General features: G+C 56.4%; 13 protein-coding genes and 2 pseudogenes. 8 read left to right on the plus strand and 7 right to left on the minus strand.

Going from position 1 to position 12,881, the window contains the following annotated elements:
• Positions 1-73 precede the first annotated feature (73 nt).
• Both EP30_RS09030 and EP30_RS09035 read left to right on the plus strand, forming a co-directional pair.
• A complete protein-coding gene (locus tag EP30_RS09030) occupies positions 74-427 on the plus strand; it encodes a hypothetical protein (RefSeq protein WP_094664054.1) in 354 nt (117 codons plus the stop codon).
• Positions 427-912 carry a hypothetical protein gene (locus EP30_RS09035; RefSeq protein WP_140558038.1) on the plus strand — a complete coding sequence of 162 codons (486 nt, stop codon included), beginning with the start codon at positions 427-429 and terminating at the stop codon, positions 910-912. Before EP30_RS09030 ends, EP30_RS09035 begins: the two co-directional genes overlap by 1 nt.
• A 187-nt stretch (positions 913-1,099) precedes the next feature.
• Here the strand turns inward: EP30_RS09035 and EP30_RS09040 are convergent, their stop codons facing one another.
• Positions 1,100-2,569 (minus strand): amino acid permease, encoded by a 1,470-nt coding sequence (locus EP30_RS09040; protein ID WP_140558040.1) that lies wholly within the window; start codon positions 2,567-2,569, stop codon positions 1,100-1,102.
• A gap of 407 nt (positions 2,570-2,976) precedes the next feature.
• Here EP30_RS09040 and EP30_RS09045 point away from each other — a divergent pair, with 407 nt between their 5' ends.
• The 5 genes and pseudogenes from EP30_RS09045 to EP30_RS09060 all read left to right on the plus strand — a co-directional run bounded on the left by EP30_RS09045 (position 2,977) and on the right by EP30_RS09060 (position 8,726).
• Complete coding sequence (locus EP30_RS09045) at positions 2,977-3,393, plus strand: MarR family winged helix-turn-helix transcriptional regulator (protein WP_181160857.1); 417 nt, start codon at positions 2,977-2,979, stop codon at positions 3,391-3,393.
• A gap of 286 nt (positions 3,394-3,679) precedes the next feature.
• Positions 3,680-4,543 (plus strand): annotated as a pseudogene (locus EP30_RS11355) (ABC transporter permease); the annotation flags it as partial.
• A gap of 132 nt (positions 4,544-4,675) precedes the next feature.
• Positions 4,676-5,509, plus strand: a pseudogene (locus EP30_RS11360) (ABC transporter ATP-binding protein); the annotation flags it as partial.
• Between the two features lie 71 nt (positions 5,510-5,580).
• Entirely contained in the window at positions 5,581-7,410 is a 1,830-nt protein-coding gene (locus tag EP30_RS09055; RefSeq protein ID WP_375137753.1) for an ABC transporter ATP-binding protein, read from the plus strand.
• A 296-nt stretch (positions 7,411-7,706) separates the two neighbouring features.
• Complete coding sequence (locus EP30_RS09060) at positions 7,707-8,726, plus strand: aldo/keto reductase (protein WP_140558051.1); 1,020 nt, start codon at positions 7,707-7,709, stop codon at positions 8,724-8,726.
• 30 nt (positions 8,727-8,756) lie between these two features.
• Here EP30_RS09060 and EP30_RS09065 read toward each other — a convergent pair whose 3' ends face one another.
• The 6 genes from EP30_RS09065 to EP30_RS09090 all read right to left on the minus strand — a co-directional run bounded on the left by EP30_RS09065 (position 8,757) and on the right by EP30_RS09090 (position 12,040).
• Positions 8,757-9,107 (minus strand): hypothetical protein, encoded by a 351-nt coding sequence (locus EP30_RS09065; RefSeq protein WP_094664042.1) that lies wholly within the window; start codon positions 9,105-9,107, stop codon positions 8,757-8,759.
• Complete coding sequence (locus tag EP30_RS09070) at positions 9,104-9,478, minus strand: hypothetical protein (RefSeq protein WP_094664040.1); 375 nt, start codon at positions 9,476-9,478, stop codon at positions 9,104-9,106. Before EP30_RS09070 ends, EP30_RS09065 begins: the two co-directional genes overlap by 4 nt.
• A gap of 159 nt (positions 9,479-9,637) precedes the next feature.
• On the minus strand, positions 9,638-10,339 hold the full coding sequence (locus EP30_RS09075; RefSeq protein ID WP_140558053.1) for a DUF4417 domain-containing protein: 702 nt from the start codon (positions 10,337-10,339) through the stop codon (positions 9,638-9,640).
• Positions 10,336-10,722, minus strand: coding sequence for a hypothetical protein (locus EP30_RS09080; protein ID WP_140558055.1), 387 nt, complete (start codon positions 10,720-10,722; stop codon positions 10,336-10,338). The genes EP30_RS09075 and EP30_RS09080 overlap by 4 nt, the downstream gene beginning before the upstream one ends.
• 375 nt (positions 10,723-11,097) lie before the next feature.
• Positions 11,098-11,715, minus strand: a complete 618-nt coding sequence (locus tag EP30_RS09085) for an ImmA/IrrE family metallo-endopeptidase (RefSeq protein ID WP_258185445.1) — start codon at positions 11,713-11,715, stop codon at positions 11,098-11,100.
• Complete coding sequence (locus EP30_RS09090) at positions 11,699-12,040, minus strand: helix-turn-helix domain-containing protein (protein WP_140558058.1); 342 nt, start codon at positions 12,038-12,040, stop codon at positions 11,699-11,701. Before EP30_RS09090 ends, EP30_RS09085 begins: the two co-directional genes overlap by 17 nt.
• Before the next feature lie 330 nt (positions 12,041-12,370).
• Here EP30_RS09090 and EP30_RS09095 point away from each other — a divergent pair, with 330 nt between their 5' ends.
• Positions 12,371-12,805 (plus strand): hypothetical protein, encoded by a 435-nt coding sequence (locus tag EP30_RS09095; protein ID WP_140558060.1) that lies wholly within the window; start codon positions 12,371-12,373, stop codon positions 12,803-12,805.
• The last annotated feature ends 76 nt before the right edge of the window (positions 12,806-12,881 follow it).

A 12,881-nucleotide genomic window follows, 5' to 3' on the forward strand; every position in this document is an offset into this window, starting at 1 on the left:
CAAAGAATCCGCCATGAGACTGACGCATTTCCGCATTAAGAAACGTCCAGGAATGAGGGGATGAGGTATTTCCATGAGCGAAATCGATGAAGGGTACAACCTGTTCGTTCCGCTGGATGCTCAGGGGGAACAGGATATGCAGTACGCGGATTTTGATACCGAGCACTGTGCGACGTTTGAACTGCGGCAGGCCGAATACAATGCGCTCAGCCCCCTGTGGGACGCCTACAATTTTGCATTCCGGATCATCATTGACGAATACGAGGATGAGGAACTTCCCGCGCAATATATTGATACCGCTCTGACTATGGCAGAAACTGCATTGAAGAAGTGTACCAATGACGTGGAACGCAGTGGTCTGCATACCTTGATCGATGCACTTCGGGTCGCTCAGGAGCACCACACGTTCGTAGAACTGGTGTTCTAATGCACATGCACAAGAGATCTGCGCCGAAGGAGGCCTGGTACCAACATCTGACGGATGAAACAGGCATCCGACGCGGCAATGTGAGTCACGATCAAGATTCAGAAACGGCACAGCACATGAAGGATGACGTTTTTCATCGTAATGCGGAGGTTGCTCCTGAGTACGACCGCGCATCGGGAAAGATCAATGCGTCCAGTTTTGCCATTGATGAGTCTTCGTTCGGAGAACCCTACAATTTGTGGGATGCCGAACGGGGAACCATCATCCGCCATGTCAATGCTACATGGCTGGATGTCGCTGGTCAGACTGCGAGCGGTTTGGACGAGTTCCTTGACGCAGTTGAAAAGATGAATGTGGCAGAGATCGTCATCTATGATGATCGGCCACGATGTGGCAATCCCGCATATCGAGCGTTTTCTCGCCGTTCGCTTGACGCATTTCGTACGATGATTGAACGATCAGGAGCCGTATGCCGAGTCGTATGACATGCCCGCGCGCTCGTCCGTTTCTGGGCTGCGGCGTAGGCGTATACGAAAATACGGGCTAAACAAGACGGTTCCGGCGATTCGTAGTGGTGTACGGACGTTTTGGAGTCGTATAGCGTCCGTAACCCACTACGAATTCGGGATTTCGTCTTGTTTAGCCCGTATTTGTCTGCCTGTTGCGCGACGACTACTTGCGCACCTGGGTGAGCTGGTAGCCGACGAACAGGATCACCAGCCAGATCACGCCGGCGATCACGGCCACGCGGTAGCTCGGCGAGAAGCACATGAGCACCACGACGAGCGCGAGGAACGCGAGCACGATCCACGGGGTGACCTTCGCGAACGGCAGCTTGAAGTGGATCGCCGCCAGCGCGTCCTTGCCGGAGAGCCCGTGCAGCGCGGAATCCTCCGGTGAATTGCCAGCCTCGGCCACGCGGCGGAACTTCATTTCGGTGATCATGATCATCGTCCAGTTGATCACACCGGCGATCGTGGCGATCGACATCAGGTAGTTGAACGCGAACTCAGGCCACAGGAACACGACCACCACGGCGATGGCGGTGATCACGGCGGAGGTGATCACGCCGGCCACGGGCACGCCGTTCTTGTTGAGCTTACCGAGGTAGGCGGGCGCGTTGCCCTGCTTGGCGAGCGAGTACAGCATGCGCGAGTTGGCGTACAGGCCGGAGTTGTAGACGCTCATCACGGCGGTGAGGCACACGAAGTTGAGGATGCCGGCGGCCACGTGCACACCCACGGAGTCGAAGATCTGCACGAACGGGCTGGACTTGCCGTCGATCGTGTTCCACGGCACCACAGCCATGATCACGCCGAGCGCGCCGATGTAGAACACGAGGATTCGCCAGATGATGTCGTTGGTCGCGCGCGGGATCGTGCGACGCGGGTCCTCGGTCTCGCCGGCGGTGATGCCGATGAGCTCGGTGCCGCCGAAGCTGAACATCACCACGACGAGTGCCATGAGCAGGCCGGTCCATGTGCCGTCGGCGGTGTGGGACATCAGGCCGTTCGGGAAGAATCCGCCGTCGATGTTGAACCAGTTGGCGAAGCTGGCCTTGATACCGGAGTCGGTGGGCAGGCCGAAGACGATCACGGCAAGTCCACCGAGGATCATGGCCACCACGGCCACGATCTTGATGATGGCGAACCAGAACTCGAACTCACCGAACTGGCTGACGCCGAGCAGATTGGCGGCGGCGATGATGATGAGGAACGCGGCGGCGGACACCCACGTCGGGATGTCGGGGAACCAGTAGTTCACGAATGATCCGACGACCGACAGCTCCACCATCGACACGAGGATGTAGTTGAACCAGTAGTTCCATCCGGATACGAATCCGGCGCGCTTGGACCAGTACTGGGTGGCGTAGTAGCTGAAGGCGCCGGCCTTCGGGTCCTCCACCGACATTTCGGACAGCGCACGCACGATCATGAAGATCGCGAGGCCGCCGATCAGGTAGGCCAGCAGGATTGACGGTCCGGCGAGCGCGATGGATTCGGATGAGCCGTAGAACAGGCCCGTGCCGATGGCACCGCCGAGTGCGATGAGCTGGATGTGACGGTTTTTCAGTGATTTGCGAAGCGATGCAGGGACCGGCACGTCGTCGGTCTCGCGCGGTTTGGTCGATTGTTCGGCCATGGCGTTCCCTTCCTCTCTGATGGCTGTGCGAATGCCGCGCGTGGTCGCCGAGTGGACGTTCCACGTGAAACATTCGATACGGGCACCTTTGCCGATGACTCGGTTTGGGCGTCGTTCGAGCAACGTGTACCGAGGGTAGTCGCATGGCACGTCACTCGCGGGTTTGAACCCACTACGTGGAAGGCGCGTGGCGTGCGTGTGGAAGATAGTGTGACGAATGTGGAATGTAGTCGTATTTGCCGGGTGCGGCTTGATGTGTCAAAACCATTGAAATTTCAAGGGAAAACGCACGGAACGCCGAATGGTTGACACTATAAAATATTGATGATAAAAAGTATTCGGAAATCGAGAAAGGAACGATCATGGGATTTGCTGAGGACGCGGTATCGGAGATGTTTTCACTCACGATGAACGATCGCGGCAAGTCCTTTGACAGGATGAACCGCGGATCGCGCGGCGAACGCCCGGCGTTGCATATACTGGCCGCGTCGAGCGTGCCGTTGACGCCGGGGCGCATATCCGACGATCTGGGTGTCAGTCCGGGTCGCGTATCAGCGATTCTGGATCGGTTGGAGAAGAAGGGGCTGGTCGTACGCGAAACCGACCCATCCAATCGACGCAACGTGCTGGTGAGTGTCACCGAGCTCGGCCGTGAAACGGACGAGGCGATGTTTCGTGAGATCCATGATCGGTTTGTCCGCGTCTTCGAACGAATGGGGGAGGAGCATACCCGACAGTTTCTTGATCGTTGCAAGGAATTTGTCGACTGCATGCACGATGAAGGATTTCCCGGCCCACCTGCGGGTCCGCCATGCAAGATCTGAGTCGCGTGTCGTGCGAGCCGACCATACGCCCGGTGTTCAAGCCGGGTTTTCTATTGCAGAATACTGAACACTATAAATAATGACCACTCAAAATAATCAAAACAACCTATCCACATTCTTAGTGTGATCACACTAAAAATGTAATGTTCTGGTGAATGGGCCTTAAATCCTTGATATTGCAAGGATTCTGGGACTGCTTGCTTGGGGCCTGCCACCTTGGTGTGATCACACTAAGGATGAGGGGCCGGGGGATGTGAGTGGGATATGACATGAGGGGAGCGTAACCGTGCTGAAAATCAGTAAATACCTATCCAAGGCCGAATGGGGGCAGCTGTTCGTCGGCCTGCTGCTGGTCATCGCGCAGATCTGGTTCAACCTGGAACTGCCCGATTACATGGCCGATATCACCCGACTCGTGGAAACGCCTGGCAGCGAGATGCGCGACATCTGGATCGCCGGCGGCAAGATGCTCGCCGTATCGCTCGGCGCGGTCGTGTGCATGGTGTTCATCAGCCTGATCGCCGCGCGCGTAGGCGCATCGTTCAGCCAGCGTCTGCGTTCGTTGGAATTCCACCGTGTGGAATCGTTCGGTCCGGCGGAGATGAGTCGGTTCTCGTCCGCCAGTCTGATCACCCGCTCGACCAACGACATCACGCAGATCCAGATGTTCATGACCATGGGCCTGATGCTGCTCGTACAGTCGCCGATCATGGCCGTGTGGGCGGTGCTCAAGATCGCCGGCAAGGGCTTCGAATGGACGCTGGCCACCGGCGTGGCCGTAGCGGTCCTCATGGTGGCCATCGTGATCCTGATGGCGCTGGTCATGCCCAAATTCAAGGCCATGCAGGCCCTTACCGACAACATCAACCGCGTTTCACGTGAAAACCTTACCGGCCTGCGCGTGGTCCGCGCATACAACGCCGAGGCCTATCAGGAGGCCAAGTTCGACAAGGCCAACACTGATCTGACCGAAACGCAGCTGTTCGCCAACCGTGCGATGAGCGTGATGATGCCGCTTATGAACACCGTGATGAACGGTCTGATGCTTGCCGTCTACTGGATCGGCGCCTATCTGATCGACGCTGCCGGCATGATGGACAAGCTCACCCTGTTCTCGAATATGGTGGTGTTCTCCAGCTACTCCGTGCAGGTGATCATGAGCTTCCTCATGATGAGCATGGTGTTCGTGCTCTGGCCGCGCGCCGACGTGTCCGCCAAGCGCGTGCTTGAGGTGCTGGACACCAAGCCGACCGTCACCGACGGCGAGCGCGTCGACGGCGAGCGCACCGCCGATGGCCGCGAGCTGCGCGGAGAGGTCGAGTTCCGCGACGTGAGCTTCACCTACCCCGACTCGCGTGAGCCGATGCTTGAGCACGTGAGCTTCAAGGCCGAACCCGGACAGACCGTGGCGTTCATCGGTTCCACCGGCTCCGGCAAGTCCACGCTCGTGAATCTGGTGCCGCGCTTCTACGACGCCACTGAAGGACAGGTGCTCGTCGACGGCGTGGACGTGCGTGACTACACGCTCAAGGCGCTGCACGACCGCATCGGCTATGTGCCGCAACGATCCGTGATGTTCAAGGGAACCGTGGCGAGCAACGTGGCATACGGCGACAAGGATGCACGAAACGCGTCCATTGCCGCGTCCGCTTCCGATAAGGCCGATACCGATACCGATGCCGACGCCGTCGCCGACTCCGTGCACGCCGCCATCGATGTGGCGCAGGCCAGCGAATTCGTCGACAAGATGCCGCGCGGCATCGATTCCGACATCGCCCAGGGCGGTTCCAACGTGTCCGGCGGCCAGAAGCAGCGACTGTCCATCGCGCGCGCGGTATGGCGTCACCCCGAGATCCTCGTGTTCGACGACTCGTTCTCCGCGCTTGATTTCCGTACCGACCGCGAAGTGCGCGAGGCGCTCGCCCGCGAATGCGCCGACTCGACCAAGCTGATCGTCGCTCAGCGCATCGGCACGATCATGCACGCCGACCAGATCATCGTGCTCGACGGTGGCCGCGTGGTCGGCCACGGCACGCACAGAGAACTGCTCGACACCTGCGATGTCTACCGCGAAATCGCTGAAAGCCAGCTCAGCCAGTCCGAGCTCGCCGCCTGAACCGGACCGCCACATCACAGTCAAGTCGCACAACGTACAAGTCGTATAAGGAGAAACCAATGCCAGGACCAATGGGGCCGCGCCGGCCACAGGAAAAACCGCAGGACTTCCGCAAGATCATGGGCAAGCTCGTCCGCTTCTGCAAGAGGTACCTGCCCGTCATGGGTATCGCGCTGATCCTCGGCGCGATCGGAACGGTCTGCCAGATCATCGGACCGGACAAACTCAAGGAAGTCACCAACGAGATCACCAAGGGTCTTCCCGCCATGGTGAACGGACGTCCGATCGTGAACGCGATCGACATGGACGCCGTCACGCGCATCTGCGTCACGCTCGTGGCGCTCTACGTGGGCTACGCACTGCTCACCTACGTGCAGAGCTGGCTCATGGCCACCGTCACGCAGCGCACCGCCCAGCGTCTGCGCGACGCCATCTCGAAGAAGATCAACAAACTGCCGCTCAAGTACTTCGACAAGGTCAGCTACGGCGACGTGCTCAGCCGCATCACCAACGATGTGGACGCCATCGGACAGACGCTCGGCCAGTCGCTGGGCGCGCTCATCACATCCGTCACCCTGTTCGTCGGCTCGCTCGTCATGATGTTCTACAACAACGTGATCATGACGCTCACCGCGATCGGCGTGAGCGTGGTCGGCCTGCTGCTCATGCTGATCATCATGAAGGCGTCGCAGAAGTACTTCACGCTGCAGCAGCTCGCGCTCGGCGAGGTCAACGGCCACGTGGAGGAGATGTACGCGGGTCACACGATCGTCAAGGCATACTCCGGTGAGGATGCGTCGATCGCGCAGTTCGAGAAGTACAACGACCGTCTGTACGTGTCCGGCTGGAAATCGCAGTTCCTGTCCGGACTCATGATGCCGCTCATGCAGTTCATCGGCAACATCGGCTACGTGGCCGTGTGCGTGGTGGGTGCCGCGCTCGCCATGAACGGCGACATCGAGTTCGGCGTGATCGTGGCGTTCATGATGTACATCCGCCTCTACACGCAGCCGCTCTCCCAGTTCGCGCAGGCGTTCCAGAACCTGCAGCGCTGCGCCGCCGCATCCGAGCGCGTGTTCGGCTTCCTTGAGGAGCCTGAAATGAGCGACGAGACCGCGCTCGCCGGTCGTCACATCACCGACGAGGCCGGTGACGCCAACGGCCTGCGCGGCGACGTGGAATTCGACCACGTAAGCTTCGGCTACAAGCCCGGCGAACTCGTGATCCACGACTTCAGCGCCAGCGTGAAGGCAGGCCAGAAGGTGGCGATCGTGGGCCCGACCGGCGCCGGCAAGACCACCATGGTCAACCTGCTCATGCGCTTCTACGATCTCAACGGCGGCGACATCCGCATCGACGGCGTGTCCACCTCGTCCGTGCCGCGCAGTGAAGTGCACGACCAGTTCGCCATGGTCCTGCAGGACACGTGGACGTTCGAGGGCACGATCCGCGAGAACATCGTGTACTCCAAGCAGGGCGTGACCGACGAACAGGTGCGCGAGGCGTGCCGCGCCGTGGGCCTCGACCGGTTCATCAACTCGCTGCCCGACGGCTACGACACCGTGCTCAACGACAACACCAGCCTGTCCGCGGGACAGAAGCAGCTGCTCACCATCGCACGAGCCATGATTCAGGATGCGCCCATCCTGATCCTCGACGAGGCGACCAGCTCCGTGGACACGCGAACCGAGGAGCTGATCCAGAAGGCCATGGACCAGCTGACCGTGGGACGCACGAGCTTCGTGATCGCGCACCGGCTGTCCACGATCAAGAACGCCGACATGATCCTCGTGATGAAGGACGGCGACATCATCGAACGTGGTACGCACGACGAGCTACTCGCCGCCGGCGGATTCTACGCCGACCTGTACAACAGCCAGTTCGCCACCCTCGCCGCGTAAACGCGCACGTCGGTGTGCATGGTGCCGACGCGTAGTCCGTGCCGGCGTGCGCACGGTGCGCCACGGATTTGCCGGTCGATGTCGAATGAACGACGTCGGCCGGCAATGCCGTTTCGGATCCCCGGCGACATGCTGGAAACATTGGGGATACCCTGAACGGCTTCGAACGGCTAAGGTGTTGCCTTGAGAGACGATCGTGATGGAGAAGTGGCACGGTGCGTGCCGCAAGGTGCCGCGGGGCATCGGGGGAACGCACAACGCGTGAGCAACCGCCGAGCAGTTGAAAGGGGACTCATATGGCGCAGTTGGCAGGATTCGAGACACCGCGATTGGGTATGGGAACGATGGCTCTCGCCATCGAGGGGCGGCCGACCGATCGCGCCGAGGCGATCGATACGATTCATGCCGCGCTCGACGAAGGCGTGCGCTACCTCGACACCGCATGGTCGTACTATCTGCCAAGCCGTCCCGGCACCGGCGAGCCGGAGGATCTCGGCTACGGCGAACAACTCGTGTATGACGCATTGCGCACGTGGGATGGGCCGCGTGACGAGGTGCTGGTCGCCACCAAGACCGGATGGCTGCGCACGCTGTCCGCTCCGGTCGCCGTTGAGACTGTTGCGGATGGGGAAATGCTGGGGAACAATGCCGGCTCCGATTCCGATGCCGATCAGAATCGTGCCGTCATCGCCGATCGGACCGGCGCGGTCAGCGGCAACGCCTTCGGCGAATACGGATGGCAGGCCGACGCCCGACCGGAGACCATCATCCTTCAGGCCAAGGAATCGGCGCTGCGACTCGGCGTCGACACGTTGAGCCTGCTGTATTCGCACTGCAACGATCCGCAGGTGCCGTACGACGAGCAGATGGGGGCGTTCCGGCAGCTTGTGGACGAGGGCGTGGTGCGCTACGTGGGCATCTCCCGAGTGAACGCCGACGACATCGAAACCGCGAACGCGATTCTGGAAGACGCGTTCATCGCCGTGCAGAACCAGTTCTCCCCGTCATATCCCGACCCGGATCACACGCTGGAATACTGCGAGCAGTTGGGGTTGGCGTTCGTCTGCTGGTCTCCGCTCGGAGGATTCCTCGACAAGGTGGATCAGCGTCGATACGACGCATTCCGCACGGTCGCCGCTGTGCACGACTGCTCATATCAGCGTGTGGTACTGGCGTGGGAGCTGGCCCAGTACGATCAGCTGTTCACAATCCCCAGCGCCCGCAACCCGCACGAAATCAAGGATTCGTTCGCCGCGACCCGCCTCGTGCTCACCCCCGACGAACTGCGCTTCCTCAACGCCTCCGTGAGTCGGTGAGATTGCTTCTTCTACGGACGCTGGGATGGCTTAGAGCTCGATGACCACGCCGGTATTGTATTCGATAGCGCGGCGTGCGTAGTCATCGAGTTTGCGGTAGATCTCTGCCAATCGTGGTGTGATCGGCTGTGTGAGACGGGCCTCAATCCAGCCTGCCAGCAACCGACATTGCGTGGCGTCGAGAAAATCCACATCATACGGACCAAGTAATGCATCGCATAGATTGTTGACAGGGTCCACGAGATCGGCGTCCATCAGATCGCGATCGGCGTCCGCCGTCATACGAAAGATCTCAACCTGTGATGGAGGGCATCCGATTCTTTGGGGGATTCTGTGCCAGAACTTGACATTGTCGAAATTATGAAACAGAGCGAACATCATGATCGCATATCCTTCCTCTTGAGGATTTTAAAATGTGTTTCCGGATCATCGCCGGGTGTTCCATCAAGTTTGACGAACTGACTGGTACGTCGGTCGACGATACGTAGGTATCCGGCGATCATGTCTGCTAAAACAATGTAGTCCTTGCCAACATATTTATATTTATAGCCTTTCTTTTTTCCGGTGGATCCTGGGGCGAATTGTTGGATAATATCATTGAGATTGACCGAGAGTCTGCCCCAATCATCGTTATACTTGGCTTCGCGTTCCTTAGCCTTGCGGTACCGTTCCTGTTCAGTTGGTGATTTGGGGACGACATCTTTGATATAGTGCTTCGATGCTGCCGAATACGCGGTTTTCGTGTCGGACATGAAAACTCCTTATAGTGCATCCGAATCGAATTTTGGATAATGACAATTTGTAGAATATTTCCTAACAATGCCACATAAGTAAACTGCGGTATGAGGGATGTGCGAATCCTTGTGAGGGTACTACTGGTTAGCTCCGACTCATGATGAGCGTCTTTGTTGTCATTTGTTCAATTTGCACTCCAGTTCTGTCCGTAAAGAGAAAGAGTCTGCCTTGTACAATGTGTGAACATCGTCATATCGCCGATAAGGAATTTCGGCGGAATCCAGCTGCTGCTCCATGATAAGGTCCTCCTTGCCATAGAGCATGACCGCGGATGGTCTAAGCGTATGAAGCTTGACTGAATATGAGATATCTCCTTGTTGTGTCGGGGAACAACCAAGCGTGCTAGAAGCACACATGACATTTGCCGGTATGTTGAGAAGACACGCAAGAGTTGATGGCAAACCAATACGTAGATTCTGTGCAATTCTGATGCCGTTGACTGCGAGAATGGCATTGAATAATTGGTTAAGAAGGATGGTTGTTCGTTGCCACTCAATATCCATGTCCTCCGTAACGGTGACGTCTGAGCCAATGATGCCCATGAATGGCCGATAATTATCGATCTCATCTAGTGCGTGTTCGAGACGCGGATAGATGAGTCCGTCTGCACAGTAGAAGCACAATACGGTATTCGACGGATTCTTTACGAGCGTGGATTTGCGTTCCTTATACGTCACGATTACGTCTGGCCATTCTTTTAAATACCATTCGCGTCGCAGGTGAGGAAAGCCTTGACTGTCAAAGTTAACCCCTTGCTGTTCGAGGTAATGTTGATACTGTTCAATCAATTTCAAGATATCTACCAGCGTATGGATCATGAGACCGACTTTCGATTTGGTGGTTGCATCAATGTCACTGCAGTGTCTGGGACTAAGTCTTCCAACAAGCGGAGTGCCTGACGTATTCGATGTTGGAAGAACTTGTTAGCTATGCTCCCGTAAAACTCAGGTTTGTAATCACAGATGATGGCGATTGCAGTAACATTCAATAATTGTCGAGCAAGTGAATCGACTGCTGTCTGAGAGCTCAGTGAAAGCAGTTCGGTGAGGCTGATGCAACGGTGCTTACCGTTGTAATCGAATAAGCATTCTGGATGGCCGACCTTCAAATAAAATGGGTTATAAGCAACTGACTCTAGTGCTGAAATAGATTCTGGTCGATGATCCCAGAATACGCCGGGAAGACGGTATGATTTTTTCATTGATCATCTCCTGAAAATTAATGACTATATTGATGTCGTAGTTCTTGAATTTCTCGTTAATCTCCACCAGTTACAGCGTTACTGGTCACTGACAAGGTGGAATTCAGACCAGTTCATAAGAATCCGACGCTGTCTAGTATTGAGAAGTAGTGTCACTGTGATCTGGCGCAATGCCATATGCGCGTCTTTCTATGCCGGTGAAATCGATGTTCACTGGATTGTGGTTGCATCCATGTATGCAGTTTGCTTCAATGCGATAATATGGAACCGCCTTTCACGATGTACGATAATTAAATCGGGGATATAAAATGCGCTCATTCTCATGATGCTGGGAGATTTACAGTGTTCTCAGAGTGTTCTCGTGTATTCATTTGCTTATAATTGAAGGCATCTTTCCTCTGAAGTTCTTCCCTTTGCACGTTCTCCAAGTAACAGTCCTTGCATATAAAGATCGATGATGCTGTCATCAATTTGCTTATCATTGATGCGATGATTCTGCCATTTCATATAAGCGTTGAATGCATAGCCGGCACATTCGTTTGAAAGGCCGAATTGATCGGCTACTTCAGCAGCTGATCTCAGTCCTTTGCAATAGATGAGAGCTGGAGGAGCAATTGCATATCGTGCCCACAAATTGGCTTGTCGCTCAGCAAGTTCGCTATCTTCTTTATGACCAAGAAAGCAGTGGGCTGCCTCATGTGCGACAGTGAAGCGGATTCGGCCTTGTGACTCATAATCGTTATAAAACGCTAGTTTAGTGGTGTTCTTTCTCCCCTCGAGGGCGATCGACATGCCACTGGGACAGGCGCTCAGTGTCATTAAATCGTTGAGATTCCAAATATTGAGACCTATAGAGTAGGGGATTGCTTGGATGCCATCTGATGCTAGAAGTTCCAGCGGATCGACGGGGATGCGGATGAATCCCAGTTGTCTGTAAGCTTTCACTACATTCTGTTTTAGTTCGCAGTACATCTGATCATCGAGTTTGATCATTGCGCTCCTCTCGCGCTTTGAGCAGAGTTGTTATGAGTTCAGATACCTCGGCTTCGCTGAGCTCGCCTCCATGTCGAGCGCAATATTCCTTGACGAAGCCGAACGGTGTGACGATCGTTGGTTCGGGCTTACCCAAGAGATTGGCAGAGGTGGTATGCAATGCTGTCGCGATGTTTGCTAGAACGTTAGCGTTGGGTTCCTGCGTTCCGGACAAGTACTTCGATATGCTCGACTGAGATGTGCCCGCATACGCTGCGAGCTTTGCTTGTGTTATGCCGTATTTTGTCATCAGTGCTCTCATTCTTTCTCCCAGTTGCTCCGTCATGCGGTCTCCTTGCTGATATTTTGTTTCCGAATAACAGCATACACCAATTATTCGAAAATGAATAATCGCATGTGCTTGTATCCTGCTGCTATGTAGAGATAGATTGCGGCCATGAGTATTGCCGGCGTGCTTGGCCTCCGACCCCCGTTCGTGTGTGGCGGGGAGGGGGTTGCGGGTGATCGAGCGGATATGGGACGATGGATACGACGGACTGATTGGCTCCGTTGATGCATGAACGATGCCGTGTGCGCTTCCGATAGGGGTTTGGGTTGGATCCGCGTGGATGACGGCGACGCATGCCTCTGACAATGACGCCGAAAGGGGAGCGCCATGAACGCAATGTGGAACAAGGTTGGATGGAATGGGGCCGGAGTCCGCTCCGGTCGCGATCGCAGGTTTGCCGTGGTGATGGCGGCGCTCGCCGCCGTGCTGCTGCTGTTCGGATTGTCCGCGTGCGGCAGCTCCTCCGACGATGACGCTCCGGCGGATTCGCCGAGCCAGTCGTCGACCAGCGGTTCGAATGGTTCCGGTGGTTCCGATGCGGGTAATTCCGGAAACTCCGGCAATGCCGGCAATAGTCAGTCCAATACCGGAGACGACGATGCTGACGATCGTAACGACGATCAGGACGATCAGAATGACGACGCCGATGACCAGAACGATGATCAGGACGATCAGGACGATCAGGACGATCAGAATGACGACGCTGACGATCAGAATGATGATCAGGATGATGATCAGGATGACGATAGAGACGACAACTGACCCTGATACGAAACCCTGATATAGGAACCTGATACAACGGCGATGGCTGGCGGTAATTCGCCGGTCATCTCGTTTT

This window comes from Bifidobacterium sp. UTCIF-39, from assembly GCF_006408715.1.
Lineage (GTDB): Bacteria > Actinomycetota > Actinomycetes > Actinomycetales > Bifidobacteriaceae > Galliscardovia > Galliscardovia tissieri.